This window comes from Morganella sp. Je.2.23 (assembly GCF_051129855.1).
In the GTDB taxonomy this organism is placed as follows: domain Bacteria; phylum Pseudomonadota; class Gammaproteobacteria; order Enterobacterales; family Enterobacteriaceae; genus Morganella; species Morganella sibonii.
In genome coordinates this window covers 1-20,213 of record NZ_JBCPSQ010000002.1, presented here as the reverse complement: position 1 = coordinate 20,213, position 20,213 = coordinate 1, and the positions used below count along the sequence as shown (strand labels likewise).

Below are 20,213 nucleotides of genomic sequence, written 5' to 3'. Positions count from 1 at the left end.
GAACGGACGGGAGTCCGCTTATTCTTCACTGAGAAGATCGCTGCCGTGCATATCGATCATCTCAAGAGCTTTGCCGCCGCCGCGGGCGACACACGTCAGCGGATCTTCCGCAACGATCACCGGAATACCGGTTTCTTCCATCAGCAGGCGATCCAGGTTACGCAGCAGTGCGCCGCCACCGGTCAGTACCATTCCGCGTTCGGAGATATCAGATGCCAGCTCCGGCGGGCACTGCTCCAGCGCCAGCATCACTGCACTGACAATACCGGTCAGCGGTTCCTGGAGGGCTTCCAGAATTTCGTTGGAGTTCAGGGTGAAACCGCGCGGAACCCCTTCAGCCAGGTTACGGCCGCGGACTTCAATCTCAAGCACTTCGTCTGTCGGATAAGCCGAACCGATCTCGTGTTTGATGCGTTCTGCGGTTGCTTCACCAATCAGTGAGCCATAGTTACGGCGCACATAGTTAATGATAGCTTCGTCGAAACGGTCGCCACCGATACGGACAGAGGAAGAATAAACCACGCCGTTCAGGGAGATAACGGCCACTTCAGTGGTACCGCCGCCGATATCCACCACCATGGAACCGGTCGCTTCTGATACCGGTAAACCGGCACCGATAGCCGCTGAAACCGGCTCTTCGATCAGATAAACTTCACGTGCACCGGCGCTGAGCGCAGATTCACGGATGGCACGGCGTTCAACCTGGGTTGCTCCCACCGGCACACACACCAGAACACGCGGGCTCGGGCGCATAAAACTGTTACTGTGAACCTGTTTGATAAAATGCTGGAGCATTTTTTCGGTCACAAAAAAGTCGGCGATAACACCGTCTTTCATCGGACGGATTGCTGCGATATTGCCGGGGGTACGACCCAGCATACGTTTGGCCTCATGACCAACAGCAGCAACACTTTTGGTTGAACCCGGACGATCCTGGCGGATAGCCACGACAGACGGTTCATCCAGAACAATGCCTTGTCCTTTGACATAAATAAGGGTATTGGCTGTACCCAGGTCAATCGACAAGTCGTTGGAAAACATGCCACGAATTTTTTTAAACATACAAAAGGATAATCCTGCAAGCCGGGGACGGGAAAACCCGTCTACTTTACCAACCACGTTTCTTTGCGACAAGCCACAGATTGCACCTTGCCAACAGCGTGTCCACATCACATCAGGGAGCGGTCTATTCTAGATAATTTTTATATACTGCGCAGTATAAAGCTGCATAAAAACGCAGACTTTTTCACATAATTGATGAATTACGCACAGGCAGATTAAAATTAATGTAAAAAATCCGGCTGTTGCCCGTATTTTTTCATTAATCTCCGCAAACGTCCGGATAGTTGACCTGTAACTATGCATCAAGTTCAACCGGATTCTATATAATATACGCAATCTTACAATCAGCCTGACGCCCGTTATCTCTATCCTCGCATTAAAACAATCTGCTTAATCACCGATAAGACGGTAAAAATACCGGGTTATTCACCGGATTATGATGAATCAGCAGCATCCTTTACTCAGAATAGTCTCAAAATTGCCACAGATATAAATATTTGTTAACCCGATACAGATACGCTATACCGCGTCCTGCCTGTATTGATCGCCGGAATAGTGACGGGACTTGTCAATCAGACAGTACAGAGGCACTATAACGCTCCGCAGTAACCGGTAAATACATACTGCGGCCCGGTATCTGTTGTGTACTTTACGTAAAATCCGCTCCCTGAGCGGCGGTTATGTGAGCAAACCGGCAGAAACACACCCCGGCATTCCGGCGTACCTGTTAAAAGACGTGCCGGCAGACTACTATCAGCTAACGGATAACATTTGCGGGGAATATCCGGCAAATTATTCCGGTAATACAGATGATGAACTGGTCTGCCTTGTCGCGGTTCTGTCCTGTTCAGACCAGTATTTTGCTGCGAACTGCGATGAAATGTTTATAATGTCGCCCTTCTCCTGTAAAAATTAATATCGCCGGTGGTGAGAAAAAGGTGACAACGCATTAACATCGCGTTATCTTGTGCGTTTACGTTAGATTGCAGGAGATAGCAGCAGGATGACCGAAAGTTATCATATATTGTTACTGAACGGCCCGAACCTTAACCTGCTGGGCACGCGGGAACCCGATAAATACGGGACGCTCACTCTCGCGGATATCGTGACAACGCTGACCCGCGATGCCGGTCAGTGCGGTGTAACACTGAGCCATCTGCAATCCAACGCCGAGCACGAACTTATCGACAGAATCCATGCTGCACGGGGCAACACCGATTTTATTCTGATAAACCCGGCCGCATTCACTCACACCAGTGTGGCTCTGCGTGATGCCCTGCTGGCCGTCAGCATCCCGTTTATCGAGATCCATCTGTCGAATGTACACGCACGGGAGCCGTTCCGTCATCACTCTTATCTCTCTGATATCGCCACCGGCGTTATCTGCGGGCTGGGTGCGGAAGGCTACCGTTATGCTTTACAGGCAGCGGTTCACCGTCTGTCACAATCAACTCAACACTAAATAAACTCAACACTAAGAGTACGGAATCATCTCATGGATATTCGTAAAATAAAAAAACTGATCGAGCTGGTCGAAGAGTCCGGTATTTCTGAGCTGGAAATTTCTGAAGGCGAAGAGTCAGTGCGCATCAGCCGCGCCTTACCGGTACAGACTTTCGCTGCACCTCAGCAATTTATGCCGCAGGCACAGCAACCCGCTTTAGCAAACGCCGTTGCGCCATCTGCAGGCCTGGTTGATCCCGTACCGGAAAAAGAAATTGCCGGTCATGTTGTCCGCTCTCCGATGGTCGGTACGTTCTACCGTTCACCAAGCCCGGATGCGAAAGCCTTTATTGAAGTCGGTAAACAGGTCAATGTCGGCGACACCCTGTGCATCGTCGAAGCCATGAAAATGATGAACCAGATCGAAGCTGATAAAGCCGGTGTGGTTAAAGCAATTCTGTTAAAAGACGGCGATGCTGTCGAATTTGACGAGCCACTGGTCGTCATCGAATAACGGGGCGAATCATGCTGGAAAAAATCCTTATTGCCAACCGGGGTGAAATTGCACTGCGGATTCTGCGGGCCTGTAAAGAGCTCGGAATCAAAGCGGTTGCTGTTCACTCTTCCGCGGATCGTGATTTAAAACACGTTCTGCTGGCTGACGAGACCATCTGTATCGGTCCGGCAGCCTCTGCGAAAAGTTATCTGAATATCCCTGCCATTATCTCTGCTGCTGAAATTTCCGGCGCACAGGCAATCCATCCGGGATACGGATTCTTATCTGAAAACGCTGATTTTGCCGAGCAGGTTGAACGCTCCGGCTTCACATTTATCGGCCCGAAAGCAGACACTATCCGCCTGATGGGCGATAAAGTTTCTGCTATCCGTGCGATGAAAGAAACCGGCGTTCCGTGTGTACCGGGTTCTGACGGCCCACTCAGCGACGATATGCCGCTGAACCACACTATCGCCAAACGTATCGGTTTCCCGGTCATCATCAAAGCCTCCGGCGGCGGCGGCGGACGCGGTATGCGTGTTGTCCGCAATGATGAAGATCTGGAAGAAGCGATTGCAATGACCAAAGCTGAAGCCAAAGCGGCTTTCAACAACGACATGGTTTACATGGAGAAATTCCTTGAAAACCCGCGTCACGTTGAAATCCAGGTGATGGCGGATGGTCAGGGCCATGCTGTTTATCTGGCAGAACGTGACTGCTCCATGCAGCGCCGTCACCAGAAAGTGGTGGAAGAAGCCCCGGCACCGGGTATCACCCCGGCGCTGCGCAAAAGCATCGGCGAGCGTTGTGCCAAAGCCTGTATCGATATCGGCTACCGTGGTGCCGGTACATTTGAATTCCTGTTTGAAAACGGCGAGTTTTATTTCATCGAAATGAACACCCGTATTCAGGTAGAGCACCCGGTCACTGAAATGATCACCGGTGTTGACCTGATCAAAGAGCAGCTGCGTGTCGCATCCGGCCTGCCGCTCTCTGTAAAACAGGAAGATATCAAAGTAAAAGGTCATGCGATCGAATGCCGTATCAACGCCGAAGATCCGCACACCTTCTTACCGAGCCCGGGCAAAATTACCCGTTTCCACTCTCCGGGGGGTTTCGGTGTCCGCTGGGAATCTCATATTTACGCCGGTTATACTGTTCCGCCGTATTATGATTCCATGATCGGTAAGCTCATCACGTATGGTGAAACCCGCGAAATTGCTATTGCCCGTATGAAAAATGCGCTGGCGGAACTGATTATCGACGGTATCAAAACCAATATCGAGCTGCACCAGCTGATTATGAATGATGAGAACTTCTGCAAAGGCGGCACCAACATCCATTATCTGGAGAAGAAACTCGGCCTGCACGAGGTCTGATTTTCTGTCGCTTTTCTTTCTCAGGCCCCTGTCATACAGGGGCTTTTTTATAGCGAGTTTTTTATAAAGAGTATGCTATGCCCTGGATCCAAATACGCTTAAATTCCACCGGTGCTGATGCCGAAGCTATCGGTGATGAACTGACTGAAACCGGTGCCGTCTCCGTCACCTTTCAGGACAGCCACGACACCCCGATTTTTGAACCGCTGCCGGGGGAAACCCGCCTGTGGGGTGATACCGACGTTATCGGCCTGTATGACGCCGAAACGGATATGAAGGTGGTTGTTGCGCAATTACAGCAGCACCCGCTGCTGGGTGAAAACTTTATCCATAAGATCGAACAGATCGAAGACAAAGACTGGGAACGTGAATGGATGGATAACTTCCACCCGATGCGTTTCGGTCAGCGCCTGTGGATCTGCCCGAGCTGGCGTGAGATCCCCGACCCGGATGCGGTCAATGTGATGCTCGATCCCGGTCTTGCATTCGGTACCGGTACTCACCCGACGACGTCCCTGTGCCTGGAATGGCTCGACGGCCTCGATCTGAACGGCAAAACGGTGATCGATTTCGGCTGCGGTTCCGGTATCCTGGCAATCGCCGCCCTGAAACTGGGTGCAAAAGAAGCTATCGGTATCGATATTGACCCGCAGGCGATTCAGGCCAGCAGGGACAACGCTGAGCGCAACGGCGTATCAGACAGGCTGACCCTTTATCTCTCTGATAAAAAGCCGCAGACGCTCTCTGCGGACGTTGTGGTGGCAAATATTCTGGCCGGTCCGCTGCGTGAACTGGCACCGGTGATCGGTGCACTGCCGCAGGCAGGCGGATTACTCGGATTATCCGGTGTGCTCGCAACCCAGGCAGAGGGTGTGGCAGATGCTTACCGTGACGTCTTTGAGATTGATGAGATTGCCGAAAAAGAAGAATGGTGCCGGATCACCGCAACAAAACGCGGCTGATATTCTTACTTTTTGGTATATAAATCGTGCGTTTGCGTGATTCAGTGAATATATTTTAAGCAGTTTCACGCAAACGCATTTTATTCTGAAAATTAAATCAGAAAACCGCACAGTATGCTATTTTACGCTAACTTATTGTTACAAAACATTAATTAATAAAATCCGAAAAAAGCAATAAAAAAAATTTCGCCTGAAAGGTCGATTTGCTCAAAGTTTGTCCTTTCATATCTTTGAAAAAATGCGTAATATACGCGCCCTTGCAGTCACAGTATGGCCACACTTCTTCGTCTATGCGTATCGGACAATACCAGTTGAAAAACCGCCTTATCGCGGCCCCTATGGCAGGCATCACCGATCGGCCTTTCCGGTCGTTGTGTTATGAAATGGGTGCGGGTATGGCCGTCTCAGAGATGCTCTCTTCCAATCCGCAGGTCTGGAAGACGGACAAATCGAGATTACGCATGGTACACAGTGATGAGCCAGGTATCCGTTCTGTGCAGATAGCCGGTAATGATCCCGGTGAAATGGCGGCCGCGGCAAAGATTAATGTTGCCGGTGGTGCGCAGGTCATCGATATTAATATGGGGTGTCCTGCCAAAAAAGTGAACCGTAAGCTGGCAGGCTCCGCCCTGCTGCGTTATCCGGCGCTGGTGGAAGAGATTCTGAAAGCCGTGGTTAATGCAGTGGACGTGCCCGTCACACTGAAAATTCGCACCGGCTGGTCACCGGAAGAACGGAACTGTGTCACGATTGCCCAATTGGCCGAGCGTTGCGGTATTCAGGCTCTTACAATTCATGGCAGGACCCGTGCCTGTCTGTTTAATGGTGAAGCCGAATACGACAACATCCGGACAGTTAAGCAGACTGTTGCCATCCCGGTTATTGCCAATGGCGACATTACTGACCCGCTTAAAGCCAGGGCAGTACTGGACTACACCGGCGCAGACGCGCTGATGATCGGTCGTGCTGCCCAGGGAAGACCCTGGATCTTCCGGGAAATCCAGCACTATCTGGACACAGGTAAACTGTTGCCGCCGCTGCCCGGTGCAGAGGTACAACGCATAATGTGCGAGCATGTGCGGGAATTGCATGACTTTTATGGTCAAGGCAAGGGAGCCCGCATAGCCCGCAAGCATGTTTCCTGGTACATGCAGGAACATGCGCCTGATGTTCAGTTTCGGCGCTCATTCAACGCCATTGAGGATGCCGGCGAACAGCTGGAGGCGTTGGAAGCATATTTTGAAAATTTTTTGCGTAAATAAAGAAAAGAGCTGACAGAACTATGTTCGAACAACGCGTAAATTCTGACGTACTAACCGTCGCTACTGTAAATTCACAAGATCAGGTAACACAGAAACCGTTACGTGATTCAGTTAAGCAGGCACTGAAGAACTATTTTGCTCAATTAAACGGTCAGGATGTTAATGAACTGTATGAGCTGGTACTGGCTGAAGTTGAACAGCCACTGTTGGACATGGTTATGCAATACACCCGTGGTAACCAAACCCGCGCTGCCCTGATGATGGGTATCAACCGCGGTACACTGCGTAAAAAACTGAAAAAATACGGCATGAACTAAGTAGTACCGTACAATGCATTGAACCGAAAAGCTCTTTCAGGATGACTGAAAGGGCTTTTTTGTTAATATCAGCACCCCGTCAGCCGGCCGTTTTTATCATTCATTTCATTATCGGTTTATACAGATTAATCTGTAATACACCGCAAAAATACCAACACTCTGTATTTAAAAGATTTTTGATATTATTATCCATCCGGATATAACGTAAAAATAATAGCAACATTTTTATTCAAAGAAATATTTTCTTATTTCTGAACACGTTATTAACTGAATTTTTTCAGATTAAAACGAGATATCAGATACTTACTTATTTATTCCGTACCCTATTTGTCTGTTTAATATTATCAGGGTATAACAGAATATAGCCCCGGTGAATAAAAAACAGGATGTCATATGACAGTATGGATCACTACCGCAGATTGCCCTGCTGTATGCTACAACCAAAACAGCGGCCTGATAGCCAACAGAGATATGTCTTTTTTCGCTTCGCAGGCCGGTGTTTCTCCGCTTTATTATACGTTTGATAATACAGATAATACGTCTGACATTATCACACGGGAAAAAATAAACACGTTGTGTGCTCCCGTTTCTGCCGGAGACATCGTTATTGTTCAATATCCCACCTGGGTAAACCGCGATTTTGAGCACTTATTTATTACTGAATTGCTGGCGATGCCAGGTGTAAAAGTTGCGCTGGTTCTCTGGGATGTTTTAATCTGGCTGTTGGATGACCGGGACCGGGATTTTACACACGACGAAGAGTTTTTGCTGATGAACCGGTGTGATCTTATTTTTTCTCCGAATGAAAAAATGTCTGCACGGCTGAGAGAAGACGGCGGTGTAAAAACACCGCTTATCAGCCTGGGACTGTGGGATTATCAGATTGAAGGAACAATAAATCCGGATAAAGAATACCGCAGGGAAGTGACTTTTATCGGTAATTTATGTAAAACAGATTTCTCATCTTATGACGGAAAAACGATTATCACACTTATCGGTGATCCGGAAGGGCTGACAGAAACAGAAAAGGCAAAAGAAAACCTGAATGCACCAGGTTCATATGATAATAATCTGCTGCCCGGAATACTGAATGGCGGGTTTGGTCTGATGTCTTATCAGAATAAAAATAATGTGGCCGAAAAAAGATTCTTCAATGGCGCGGAACGCTATGGTCATTATAACAATCCGCTGAAATTATCACTTTATCTGGCGGCCGGTATTACGGTTATTGTGGATAGCCATTCACCTCATGCAGAACGGATAAAAAGCGATAATCCGGGATTAATTATTGATGATATTAACGACATCGATGAACTGCTGGATAATCTGACTGAACAGGACTACAGCGAAATGGTGAAAAACGTCGGTCATTACGCTGCGAAACTGAGAGCGGGATTTTTTACAAAAACAGCATTGGCAAAAGGTATTAAATATCTCACTGATACGCATTGATTTACCGTGTCCGGTTCCGCCGCCGGACATCATTAAAAAGCAATAACCGGAGTGTTCTGTTTTATTTCCTCTTCCATGATAGCTGCGGATATTTCGCCGGACAGCGAAGCATTGATTTTTCTGTCCGCTAATATCTCCGCCACAACCGCCCGGATTATCAGGAAAACGAAATGGACACACTGCAACAGGTATTATACCGGTCATTACAGACCGTTCAGACAGACAATTCCCCGTCACTGACGCAAAGCGGACAATTACTGAACTTTGCGCCGTCACACATTCCGCAATTGCAGGCAGACCTGCAATATCTGTACGGAAAGGCGCTGCCGCGTTTTCCTGATCCGCAGGATATCAGCCTTAAGCTGACAATATTGCAGCGCCTGCACCGGCAAATCCCTGCACAAAACGGTATTTTATGGCAGCATTTCCGGGAGAATGCGGCGCCCGCAGATGACGGGCTGCTGACAGATGAGGTGCTCCGCTGGCTCTTCACCCGTATCTCTGCCACCAGCCATACCTGAACAAAAAACGCCTTTTCTGAGCAACAGCAAAGGCGTTACAGACACGGTGTAAATTATTCCCGGGTTCCCGTCTCTACTGCTTTTCATCGAACCAGGGCTGCTGAAATAAGCGGACTATCAATGCAAGGTTTTCCTGCCCGACAGCGGCCGCAACTTCATCACACAATCCGGTTTTGATCGCTTCATAAGCGTCGTAGCATTGTTGTCCGAGCGGCGTCATTTTTACACCCTTGAGTTTTTTGCTGCCCTGAAGATCAAAAATGGTGATCAGCCCTTTCTCTTCCATCTGCCGGATGAATTTATGAATCGCCTGGCGGGAGATGGTCACCGTGGCGGAAATATCCGCCACGGATACCGGCTGGTCATACACCCTCGATAAAATGTACCACTCCGAATTACTCATGTGAATTTCGCTCCGGACATTCCAGAGTGCATCAATCCGCTCGCGGAGCAGCGTGTGCCGCTCACTGATAAGGTCAATAAAATCAAGGTCGTTCAATGCAATTTTCACGTGATCACCTCTTTCCTTTTTGTGCAGTATACCAAAAACACATCGTCAACTTAGTTGACCATTGTCGCAAAGTACGTTACTTTCCACATCGTCAACCTGGTTGATGAAATATAGGATAAGACTGTGACAAAAGAGGCAACAATACAGGTACGCCACCCGAAAATGATGCTGAGCGTACTGATGGCCGGGACATTTACCGGTCTGTTCGGGGAAACCGCATTAAATATGGCGCTCACCAATCTGATGAGCCAATTCTCTCTCTCCGCCGGTCAGGCGCAATGGCTGGTGACCGGTTATCTGCTGACACTGGCGGTATTTGTGCCGGTATCGGCCTTTCTGGTGCGCTGGTTTAATACCAGGGTGCTGATCCTCACGGCGCTGTGCGTTTCACTCGCCGGTTGCCTGATTGCCGCACTGTCACCCGGTTTTGTGGTGTTACTGCTCGGACGGGTTATCCAGGCTGTCGGTACCGGCGTGATATTGCCCGTGATGATGAGTGCGGCATTACTCATTTTCCCGGTCTATCAGCGCGGTATGGTGATGGGGATGGTGGGTATTGCGATCACGCTGGCACCCGCACTGGGGCCGACCATTTCCGGCTTTATTATCACCCTGTTCAGCTGGCATGCCATCTTCTGGCTCAGCGCGCTGGCCTACGCCGCGATTATTGTGTTCGCCCTGAAATCTATTGCGCCTATTGGTGAAATCACACGGCCGCGGATTGATATTACATCTCTCCTGCTCTCATCCGCCGGATTCAGCGGTCTCATCTACGGGCTGGCGATCCTGGCTGAACACAGCCTGAGCGATCCTGCCGTCTGGGGCTCTCTGCTGGCCGGGGTGATCTGTCTGGGTCTTTTCGCCCGACGCCAGACACACATGTCCATGCCGATGATCCACCCGGATGTTTTCCGTAATCCGCTGTTTATTATTGGTCTGCTCATGATGATCCTGAGCATGATGAGTGTGCTGTCTGCTGCGATTATCCTGCCGGTCTTCCTGAAAGATGTGCTGATGCTGAGTGCTGCAATGGCCGGGATTCTGCTGTTGCCGGGCAATATTATCAATGTGGTGTTCTCACCGCTGATCGGCTTTCTGTATAACCGGTTTGATTCGCGTCCGTTTGTGGTCTGCGGCTCCCTGTTTATGCTGATGAGTGCGGCGTTGTTTCTGTATTCTGTCGGTGAAAATGCGCCGGTATGGCAGATTGTCGCCGCCTTTATGCTCCTGTGCCTGGGTGTCACCTGTGTGATCATGCCCGCGCAGACTACCGCGATGAGCGCTCTGCCCGCCCGGCTGTATGCGGACGGCTCTGCGGTCTGGAATACTTTTTATCAGGTGGCGGGAGCGGTCGGCACAGCATCAGCCATTACCCTGATGTCTTTTTACCGCGATGCGGCATTGGCGCAACAGACAGCTACTGCTGCACTGGCTTCCGGTATCCACGCTGTGTTCTGGTTTATCCTTCTGCTCGGCCTGTTATCACTGGTTTTCGCCTTCTTCCTGAAAAAACCGCATCCGCACCATGATGCGACGTAATCACCTGAACTCATTCTGATGGCTGCTCCGGCAGCCTTTTTTCATTATTTATCGCTATTTATACCTGTTTATAACTGCCGTCATCAGCACACATACCATTCATGACGGTAATAATTATCATTCAATGAGATATTGATTTATGACTGCACATTACCGTACTTCCCTGTTCCGGCTCTCTCTCGCCGCTTTACTGGTTGCCGGCGTCTGCCATGCCGCTGAAGATGAAATCGTCGTCACCGCCGCGCCGCCTGCCGTCAGCCCGCTGAGCAGTAACGGCACTTACCGCGCCACACACAGCGACAGCGCCACCAAAACCGCCACACCGCTGAACAAAGTCCCGTCCTCTGTTTCGGTAGTCAGTGAAGAGGAAATCACCGCCCGCAATCCCGCCACGCTGAAACAGGCACTGGGATATACCCCCGGCGTGGTGACCGGTACGTCCGGCAGCTCGTCCGTTTTCGACAGTGTCATGATGCGCGGCTTCCATAATGTCAGCCAGAATATTTACCTTGATGGTCTGAAAGTTCAGGGGGATATGTATGCGGAGAGCCGGATGCTGCCGGAATTTATGCAGCGGATTGATGTACTGAAAGGCCCGGCGTCGGTGCTTTACGGACAATCCAACCCGGGCGGCGTCGTTACCATGACATCCAAACGCCCGCAGATGACCCCGCTGCGGGAAATCCGCTTACAGGGAGGGAATCACCATCTGTGGCAGACCGGGTTTGATCTCAGCGATGCCCTGAATGATGAGGAAACGCAGGCGTACCGCCTGACCGGAACACTGCATGATCAGCATCAGCAGCAACAGGGAGAGCGGGAACGGTATTACGCCTTACAGGGTTCTTATCTCTGGCAGCCGGACGAAGCAACATCCCTGCTGCTTACCGCTCAGGCCATGAATGCCCCGCGCAACGGCTATTACGGCTGGCTGCCGCGGGAGGGGACAGTTGACAGCGGTGCCACCGGGAAATTACCCGTTGGTTTTAATGAAGGTGAACCGGGCTATAACCGCTTTGAACGGCAGCAGCGGCTGATCGGCTGGCAGTTTGATCATACATTCAATGATAACTGGTCGCTGCATCAGGGATTGCGTTATCAGCACATCAGCACTAACTGGCGCACCATTTACGGCAGCGGATTATGCAGCAGCAATCCGGCGGCCTGTTACGGTGTATCACCGCAAAATCTCTCCTCTTCCCTTGCCCGCAGCCATATCCGTAATGACGAACGTCTGTCCGGCCTGGTGACCGACACCCATGTCATTCACAATACCGGCGGCCACGGCTGGCATAATACCCTGATGGCCGGTGTGGATTACTCACAGCTTCGCAACCGGATGACCAATGAGATGGGTGTTGCCGCACCGCTGGATCTGCGATCCCCGCAATACGGTAATCTGACCGTGTTACCGCTGGCAGACAGCGGCACGGTGAATAAAAATCATCAGACCGGGATTTATGCCCAGGATCAGTTTTTCCTGGATGACTGGACATTCACCCTCGGCGGCCGCTATGACGAAAATACCAGTAAATCCCGCAGCCACGATAACCTCAGCGGCACAGACAGCACGCATCACCAGACAGACAGGGAATTTACCTGGCGCGGTGGTGTGAACTATCAGTTGCCTTATGGTTTCTCCCCGTATTTCAGCTACAGTGAATCCTTTGAGCCGAGCACTGCGGCTACTGTCAGCGGAAAACCGCTGTCACCGTCACGCGGAAAACAATATGAGGCCGGACTAAAATACTTACCGGACAATGCTGCGCTGTCTGCCACACTCGCCGTGTATGAGCTGACCAAAGACAATAACCTGCACCGTGATCCGCTGAATCCGTTTTTCAGTGTTCAGGGCGGGAAAATCCGTTCGCGGGGGATTGAGCTGGAAACCAAAGCGGCACTGACCTACAACTGGAACCTGATTGCCGGCTATGCCTATACCGATACCCGTTTCCGTCAGCAGGAGGAGAATGCCAATCATCACCCCGCGATGGTACCGGTGCACACCGCTTCATTATGGACAGATTACACCTTTGACAGTACCCCGCTCAGCGGCCTGACTATCGGCGGCGGCGTGCGTTATAACGGTAAAACACAAGGGGATGATGCCAACAGCTTCACCGTTCCGGCTTATACCGTGGCGGATATGATGCTGAGCTATCGGCTTGATAACCTCCCTGCTCTTGAGGATGCGGAAATCGCGCTGAATATCAATAATCTGTTCGATAAACATTATGTTTCCGCCTGCTTTACCGATGCGGCATGCAGCTGGGGCAATGATCGTCAGATAACCACCACACTGACGCTTCACTGGTAACAGGCATAAAAAAGGGGATTCCGTATGACACCGGAATCCCCGAAAAGGCGGGATCACTAAGAGAGACCGCTGCCCGCCGCAGCGTACTGCGTATCAGGACTGTTTCATTGCCTGTACAAAAAATTCATCACTGTAAGCCTGTGCGAAATGGAAGGATGCCATCCGCTCAGCCAGACGGAAGAAGGCTTCCACTTCCTGTGCATTCAGGATTTTCCGGTCACGGATACGGGTTTCCAGCTCAGCCAGAGCGTTATGGGATAAGCGGGTCACCTCAGGAAGATCAAATCCGGTTAAGACACCGTTTTGTTTGCGGATCACACCATCGGCTAATACGGTATCGACATCACCGGCGTGCGTCATCTGTACCACGCTGCCTGCTGCATGCACCGGTGCCACAAAACCATCCCGGTGGCGGATAATAATGATGTCTGCTTTTTTCCCGGCCACCAGGGAGCCAATCTCGTTTTCCAGCCCCAGTACCTGTGCCGCACCAAGCGTTGCCCAGTGCAGGGCTTCACGGATTGTCGGGGTAATTTCAAACGGCATGGTATCGCGCTGGTGTACTTTCTCATTCGCCAGTGCCCGCTCGATTTGCAGTGCCATATTCATCTGAGTGAACAGGTCATCCGTTGTCACACCGATGAAATCCGTACCCAGCGCAAACGGAATACCAAACTCCGCACACGGCTGATAAGGCAGGAAACCCATCCCCATCTGCAACTCACTGGACGGCGTACTCGCCACATGACCGCCGCTTTTGGCGATCAGTTTCCAGTCTTCGCCGGTCAGCCCGTTACTGTGGGCGTGGATATGCCCCGGCAGTAATAAGCCGTGATCATCCAGTTCACGCAGGCCGCGCAGCAGAACCGAGGTTTTGGCGGCACCTGTATGGGAAGCGTGCTTCAGACCGAGTTTATCCGCCAGACGGATTTGTTTTGCCGATTCGGCAAACGGTACAGTACCGGGATCAGAAATCAGCATACCGGCAGACAGGCGATCCTGATCGCGGAACAGAGTTTCTGAAATCTCGCGGGCGCAATCACGCCGTTCATCCATGGACGCAAATCCGGCAGGTTTAAAATCATACACCTGCATACCGTAACCGTAGACACCGCGGATACCACTGGCTTTCATTGCCGCAACCGCATTAGCGGCATGTTCCGGTGAATTGACACAGTCATTCACCTCATAAACGGTGGTTGTACCGGCGTTCAGGGCGCTGATATTACCGTTCAGGACAGCGGCATACATATTATCTGCTGTCATCATTGCGCCGAATGCATGGAACGTATTGATAAGAAATGCCGGTAACGACTCTTCCGCTGAAACACCGCGGAACAGTGCCATCCAGTTATGGCGGTGAGCATCGATCATGCCGGGAGTAACAATAGCCCCTTGTGCATCAATGACCTGCGCATCGGTATGATGATCAAATGCCTGTATATCCGCGCTGATTGCGCTGATCCGGTTGCCCTCGATCAGTATCGCGCCGTTGATAATATCGCCGGTGGCCTCATCCATAGTGATGATTGTGCCGCCACGAATAATTTTTTTATTATTTTCCATTCTGGCCTCTCTGGTTGATTTTTAAAAGTGTACCGAACAGTACATTACAATCTGATTATAAAATCAACCTGTAAATCGGCAGCATAAAATGCATGTCATTTCCCGGGGCTGAAGTCCGTTAATTCTCTCCGGCGACATAAAAAAGAAAATAATTCTTATTTTTCAGCAAAATATCCCATGATTTCTGACAGAGAAAAAATGAGAAACTCATACGTTTTTTACTCATTTTTTATGTCTTCATCAAACAAAAAATCAGCACAAAACATCAATAACACACAAAATAAAGGTCTTAAGCACCGTAAAAATTACTGTCAAAGGACGAAAAAGTATAAAAAATTACAATAATTCTTTGTTATTTATATTGTTATTACCTAACGCTGATAAATAAATTTCATTTATTGATAAAGTTTTCCATATCATTTCCGATAACCAGTCATTTACTGAGTATCCGGGGGAATTATGTTTCTGCGCAGCATTAAAATCAGTACGAAACTTTTTATGGCTTTCAGCTTTTCTATTCTGCTGATGATTATCAGCGCCACACTGTCTGTTATCAGTCTGAACAAAGCCGATGACGGTATCCGCGATATCCTTGACAACGATTATCCCGTTACAGTCAAAGCAAACTTACTGATTGATTATTTTCATGATTTTGTCGGTATTCAACAGCTCCTTCTGCTGGACGACAAAAATCCGCAACTTCGTCAGATGGCCGCAGGTGCCTCTGAAACCAGCAAAAAAATCACCCTCATTCTGGATGAATTTAATGAAACGCTGACCGATGATGCGTCTCAGACTATCCTGAAAGAAATCAGCTCTGTCCGTCAGCAGTACCTCACCTCGCAGCGCCGCATGGTACAGTTTTCTCAAAATGGTGATGAAGCCGCTGCAATCAATGAGATGGTGAATACCACTTCCGGTATTCAGAGCGCTTACCGCGACAATGTGATGAAACTGATTGCCATTCAGGATGAGCATATGAAAGAAGCGGGACACGAGGTGGAAAGTAATTTTAAAACCAACCGTCTCCTGCTGATCACCCTGACTATCATCAGTGCTATCGTCAGTGCCGTACTGGCACGGATTATTGTGCTCAGTATTACCCGTCCGCTGGATAAAGCTGTCAGCATTGCCCGTGCCATTGCACAGGGTGATCTGACACAGAAGATAAATATCACGCATCATGATGAAACCGGGGTACTGCTTAATGCGCTGGCCGAAATGCAGGGACATTTGCAGGATATCGTGACAGAGATGAAAAACGGTGCGGTAAGCCTGTCTGCCACCGCAGAACAGATTGTCGCCGGTAACCAGAATCTGGCTGCCCGTACGGAAGAGCAGGCCGCATCTGTGGAAGAAACCGCCGCCTCAATGGAGCAGATCACCGCGACGGTGAAAAATACGGCGGCGAACACCCTCAAAGCAACCACGCTGTCGGCAGATACTGCCGGGGTGGTAAAACATAATGGCGACATGATGGAGCAGGTGACTGATAAGATCCGCACTATCAACACCACAGCCACCCGGATGTCAGATATTATCAATCTGATTGACTCAATCGCATTCCAGACTAACATTCTGGCACTGAATGCCGCCGTGGAAGCGGCCAGAGCAGGAGAGCACGGGCGCGGTTTTGCTGTGGTCGCCGGTGAAGTCCGTCTGCTGGCGCAGCGCAGTGCCGATTCTGCCAGTGAAATCCGCACACTGATTGAAAACTCTGCCGGTCAGACCCGCGAGGGATTACAGCTGGTGGAGGAAGCCGCTGAATCACTGCGCGGCATTATCAGCAATGTCAGCCAGATGGATGATTTACTGCATGAAATCGGCCATGCCAGCCATGAACAGACTGACGGCATCACTCAGATAAACAGCGCTATCGGACTGATTGATTCCGCCACCCAGCAGAATGCCACGCTGGTGGAGCAATCTGTTGCTGCGGCGTCCTCTCTGAATGAGCAGGCCGGCACACTGAATGAAATGGTCGGTGTCTTTCAGCTGACCGGCAGCCCTGCTTCCTGATCATAATCAGGATACGGCAGATAACGGGCAAAATTGCCCGTTATCGCTGTACTGTCCGGTAGTATCAGAGAAAACCGTACATGGCGGAAAAAACCCAGCCAAATACGCAGGAAACCCCGACCCCAATCAGTCCCGGTGCAATAAAGCTGTGGTTAATCACAAAACGGCCGATTTTGGTGGTACCTGAACGGTCAAACTGGATCGCAGCCAGATCACTCGGATAGGTCGGCAGAATGTAATACCCGTAACAGGCCGGTGCTGATGCCACGATATAAGCCGGATTCACCCCGATAGCCAGCGCCAGCGGAACCACTGCCGCCAAAGCGGCGGCCTGAGAGTTGACAAATTTGGACACCAGCAGCAGAACCACGGCATAAGCCCACGGATACTCTTTGACCAGTGATCCCAGGACACTCTCAATCTGCTCAAGGTGAGCACCGAACATCGTTTCCGCCATCCATGCGATACCGTAAACAGCCACTATCGCAATCATACCCGAGCGGAACACTTCATTTTTCGAAATAGATGCAGGTTTGGTATCCGTAAAGATGATAATCAGCGCGCCGGCCAGCAGCATAAAGATCTGAATCACCAAAACCATCGACAGCGGTTTTCCGTCAAAGACCGGCCGCAGCCACGGAAATGCTCCCAGAGATGCCACAACCGCAATCGAAGCCAGAAAGATCCACATCGCCAGCCAGTTACTGGCGGGTAATTTTTTATTGAGCAGCGTGGCTGTATCGCCGTAGACATATTCGCGGTTTTCCGGTTTTGAGATAAACGACTGAAACTCAGTATCCTTATCCAGATCTTTTCCGCGGTACCAGCTGAATATCCCGATACACAGTATCCCGATCAGGGTGGACGGAATGGTAATCGCCAGCAGATCTACAAATCCCAGATGCTTGCCGTTTAAGGTCACATCCCCCAGCATCGCGACCAGGGAGACCACCGCAACAGACACCGGGCTGGCAATTATCCCCATCTGGGAGCCTATTGTACTGGCCGCCATCGGCCTTTCGGGACGGATATTATTTTTAATCGCAACATCATAAATGATAGGTAAGATGGTATAGACGACATGCCCTGTACCGCACAGGATAGTCAGCAGACAGGTTACAAACGGTGCCACTATCGAAACATATTTCGGGTTACGCCGCAGCAGACGCTCTGCTATCTGCAGCATCACATCCAGTCCTCCGGATGCCTGCAGGGTCGCTGATGCTGCCACGACCGCAATAATCACCAGCATAACATCCACCGGCGGTTTTCCCGGCTTCAGATGGAAAACAAAAACCAGCAGTACCAGGCCAATACCGCCCAGCAACCCCAGGGCAATGCCCCCTTTCCGCGCCCCGTAAAATAAACAGATCAATACCACGACAAGCTGGATAACAAAATCCATAACTAACTCCTTTTAGATACTTAAAAATCCGTTGGTCTGTATCACCTGCTTCACTATAAAGCGCACAAAATAACAACTTTTTGATGTAAACGATAAAAATTGCCGGAAAACAAAACAGTTTTTCTATAACAGTGACGGGGTACAAAAAAGAGGGGGATTATGAAAACATAATCCCCCTCGTTATTTATCCGCAGGTAATTACCATTCAAAGTTAACCGATGCGTTATACATCGTGGATGAACCGTTACCGGCGGATGTCGCCACCCCGCCTTTCACAGCCACACTTTCATTGAAGCGATAACCCACCCCGACAGCGACAGCAGACTCATCCTTATAACCACCGACACCGGCAGTCAGGTTCATCTTTCCGACCCCGTACGGCTGGAAGAGTCCGGATAAGGCGGCATTGGTCGCAAAACCTTTGTTCACTTTGTTATCCAGGTCATCCACTCTGTCATTCAGCCGGTTAAGTCCGTTAGTCGTGTATTCACCTAACTGACTAATTCTTTTGTCTGTATAGGTATTTGCAGATTTCAGCGTGGTTTCATTACTGCGTTTCATCTGAGCGTAATTGATCGCATCATTATCATTTTTCGCATCAGCGACACCTGATACCCGCTTATTGCCGATATTAAATGAGGTTGCTGTTTTGGCTTTATCACTTAATTCAACCTGTTTGCCATCATCACTGATTTTTACCACACCGGCATTTCCCATCTCAGAGGAAAGCCGTGCAATATCTCCCCCCTGCTTTTCAATCGTGCTGGTGTTTTTTTCAATATCACTGGTATTTTTGCTGATAATGACATCATGCTTGTTCAGCGTTTCAGTGTTCGTTTTGATATCCTGTTTATTCTGTGCAATATCTTTGTCGTGGTTATTCAGACGGTTAGTATTTTCCTTAATATCATTGGTATTTTTTGTAATTGCTGCGTCATGTTCAGCCAGTTTATTTGTATTTGCCTGAATATTATTTGTATTCTGAGTAATACTGCTTTCATGAACGGCTAACTTATCCGTATTCGATTTAATGCTCTGGGTATTTTTTTCAACATTCTGATTCGTTGCATGTAACTGGCTGCCATTCACCGCTTCTGATGAATCTGCCGCTACCCGCCCCGCTGAAACACCACTCAATGTTCTGTTATTAAAATCAAATACACGCGCACCATCCGCTTTATCACTGAGAACGATTCTTTTGCCGTCAGCATTCAGCTGTACCAGGCCCAGCGAGCCTGAATCCAGGTTTTTGCTGATAGCAGAGATTTCATTGGTGTTCTTCGTAATATCAGTCGTATTTTGGGCAATCGCGCTAGTGTTATCAGTCACCTGCCTGTTGGTGGCAAACAGCTGACTGCCGTTCACTGCCTCAGCAGAATCCGCTGCCAGTGTGCCATCGCTGACACCGCTGAGTTTTTTGTCACCGAACTCAAATACCATCGCGTCTTTGGCTTTATCACTGAGCACAACTTTTTTACCATCATTGCTCAGCTGCACCAGACCCAGTGTCCCCGCCGCCAGATTGTTATTGATGGTGGTGATATCACCGGTGTTCTTTGAAATATCCGTGGTATTTTTGGTGATATCAGCCTTATTACCTGCAATATCGGCGGTGTTCTGAGTAATAACCGTTTTATTACCTGCGATATCCGTGGTGTTCTGATTAATTGCCGCCGTGTTTCCTGCTATATCAGACGTATTTTTCGTAATATCGGTGGTGTTCTGAGTGATGGCGGTTTTATTGCCTGCAATATCTGTGGTGTTCTGAGTGATATCGGCTTTATTGCCCGCAATATCAGCAGTATGTTGGGTGATCCCGTCTGTATTCGCCTTTACCTGCTCATTAGTGGCAAACAGCTGACTGCCGTTCACCGCCTCGGTGGAATCCGCTGCCAGCGCAGCATTGCTGACACCGCTGAGTTTTTTACCGCCGAATTCAAATACTGCCGCATCTTTGGCTTT

General features: G+C 49.7%; 16 protein-coding genes. 11 read left to right on the top strand and 5 right to left on the bottom strand.

Annotated features, from left to right (window positions below; translation table 11 throughout):
- Positions 1-18: 18 nt before the first annotated feature.
- A complete protein-coding gene (mreB, locus tag AAZR23_RS10625) occupies positions 19-1,062 on the bottom strand; it encodes a rod shape-determining protein MreB (RefSeq protein WP_004236290.1) in 1,044 nt (347 codons plus the stop codon).
- A gap of 1,003 nt (positions 1,063-2,065) precedes the next feature.
- Here mreB and aroQ point away from each other — a divergent pair.
- The 8 genes from aroQ to AAZR23_RS10585 all read left to right on the top strand — a co-directional run bounded on the left by aroQ (position 2,066) and on the right by AAZR23_RS10585 (position 8,894).
- The gene (gene aroQ / locus AAZR23_RS10620) at positions 2,066-2,524 is read left to right on the top strand and encodes a type II 3-dehydroquinate dehydratase (protein ID WP_054424141.1); all 459 of its coding nucleotides are present in this window, start codon (positions 2,066-2,068) and stop codon (positions 2,522-2,524) included.
- Between the two features lie 33 nt (positions 2,525-2,557).
- Entirely contained in the window at positions 2,558-3,019 is a 462-nt protein-coding gene (gene accB, locus AAZR23_RS10615; RefSeq protein ID WP_107678578.1) for an acetyl-CoA carboxylase biotin carboxyl carrier protein, read from the top strand.
- 11 nt (positions 3,020-3,030) lie between these two features.
- Positions 3,031-4,380 carry an acetyl-CoA carboxylase biotin carboxylase subunit gene (gene accC / locus AAZR23_RS10610; RefSeq protein ID WP_107678579.1) on the top strand — a complete coding sequence of 450 codons (1,350 nt, stop codon included), beginning with the start codon at positions 3,031-3,033 and terminating at the stop codon, positions 4,378-4,380.
- A gap of 77 nt (positions 4,381-4,457) precedes the next feature.
- Positions 4,458-5,342, top strand: a complete 885-nt coding sequence (gene prmA, locus AAZR23_RS10605; RefSeq protein ID WP_218426681.1) for a 50S ribosomal protein L11 methyltransferase — start codon at positions 4,458-4,460, stop codon at positions 5,340-5,342.
- 290 nt (positions 5,343-5,632) lie between these two features.
- Complete coding sequence (gene dusB, locus AAZR23_RS10600; protein WP_046893026.1) at positions 5,633-6,604, top strand: tRNA dihydrouridine synthase DusB; 972 nt, start codon at positions 5,633-5,635, stop codon at positions 6,602-6,604.
- Positions 6,605-6,624: 20 nt separating this feature from the next.
- Positions 6,625-6,921: a DNA-binding transcriptional regulator Fis gene (gene fis / locus AAZR23_RS10595; RefSeq protein WP_004240545.1), complete on the top strand. Its 297-nt coding sequence runs from the start codon at positions 6,625-6,627 to the stop codon at positions 6,919-6,921.
- A 393-nt stretch (positions 6,922-7,314) separates the two neighbouring features.
- Positions 7,315-8,373 carry a hypothetical protein gene (locus AAZR23_RS10590; protein WP_434692487.1) on the top strand — a complete coding sequence of 353 codons (1,059 nt, stop codon included), beginning with the start codon at positions 7,315-7,317 and terminating at the stop codon, positions 8,371-8,373.
- Between the two features lie 170 nt (positions 8,374-8,543).
- A complete protein-coding gene (locus tag AAZR23_RS10585) occupies positions 8,544-8,894 on the top strand; it encodes a hypothetical protein (protein ID WP_434692486.1) in 351 nt (116 codons plus the stop codon).
- Between the two features lie 73 nt (positions 8,895-8,967).
- Here AAZR23_RS10585 and AAZR23_RS10580 read toward each other — a convergent pair whose 3' ends face one another.
- The gene (locus tag AAZR23_RS10580; RefSeq protein ID WP_434692483.1) at positions 8,968-9,405 is read right to left on the bottom strand and encodes a MarR family transcriptional regulator; all 438 of its coding nucleotides are present in this window, start codon (positions 9,403-9,405) and stop codon (positions 8,968-8,970) included.
- Positions 9,406-9,528: 123 nt separating this feature from the next.
- On the opposite strand from AAZR23_RS10580, the gene AAZR23_RS10575 reads away from it, so the two are divergent.
- Positions 9,529-10,944 carry a DHA2 family efflux MFS transporter permease subunit gene (locus AAZR23_RS10575; protein ID WP_434692480.1) on the top strand — a complete coding sequence of 472 codons (1,416 nt, stop codon included), beginning with the start codon at positions 9,529-9,531 and terminating at the stop codon, positions 10,942-10,944.
- Positions 10,945-11,083: 139 nt separating this feature from the next.
- Entirely contained in the window at positions 11,084-13,261 is a 2,178-nt protein-coding gene (locus AAZR23_RS10570; protein WP_434692477.1) for a TonB-dependent siderophore receptor, read from the top strand.
- A 93-nt stretch (positions 13,262-13,354) separates the two neighbouring features.
- Here AAZR23_RS10570 and AAZR23_RS10565 read toward each other — a convergent pair whose 3' ends face one another.
- On the bottom strand, positions 13,355-14,827 hold the full coding sequence (locus AAZR23_RS10565; protein ID WP_046893032.1) for an amidohydrolase family protein: 1,473 nt from the start codon (positions 14,825-14,827) through the stop codon (positions 13,355-13,357).
- A gap of 459 nt (positions 14,828-15,286) precedes the next feature.
- Between AAZR23_RS10565 and AAZR23_RS10560 the strand changes: the two genes are divergently transcribed.
- Positions 15,287-16,846, top strand: coding sequence for a methyl-accepting chemotaxis protein (locus AAZR23_RS10560; RefSeq protein ID WP_218426684.1), 1,560 nt, complete (start codon positions 15,287-15,289; stop codon positions 16,844-16,846).
- Positions 16,847-16,910: 64 nt separating this feature from the next.
- Here the strand turns inward: AAZR23_RS10560 and AAZR23_RS10555 are convergent, their stop codons facing one another.
- Both AAZR23_RS10555 and AAZR23_RS10550 read right to left on the bottom strand, forming a co-directional pair.
- The gene (locus AAZR23_RS10555) at positions 16,911-18,251 is read right to left on the bottom strand and encodes an anaerobic C4-dicarboxylate transporter (protein WP_052926632.1); all 1,341 of its coding nucleotides are present in this window, start codon (positions 18,249-18,251) and stop codon (positions 16,911-16,913) included.
- A 198-nt stretch (positions 18,252-18,449) separates the two neighbouring features.
- The coding region (locus AAZR23_RS10550; protein WP_434692471.1) for a YadA-like family protein at positions 18,450-20,213 on the bottom strand (1,764 nt) is incomplete at its 5' end.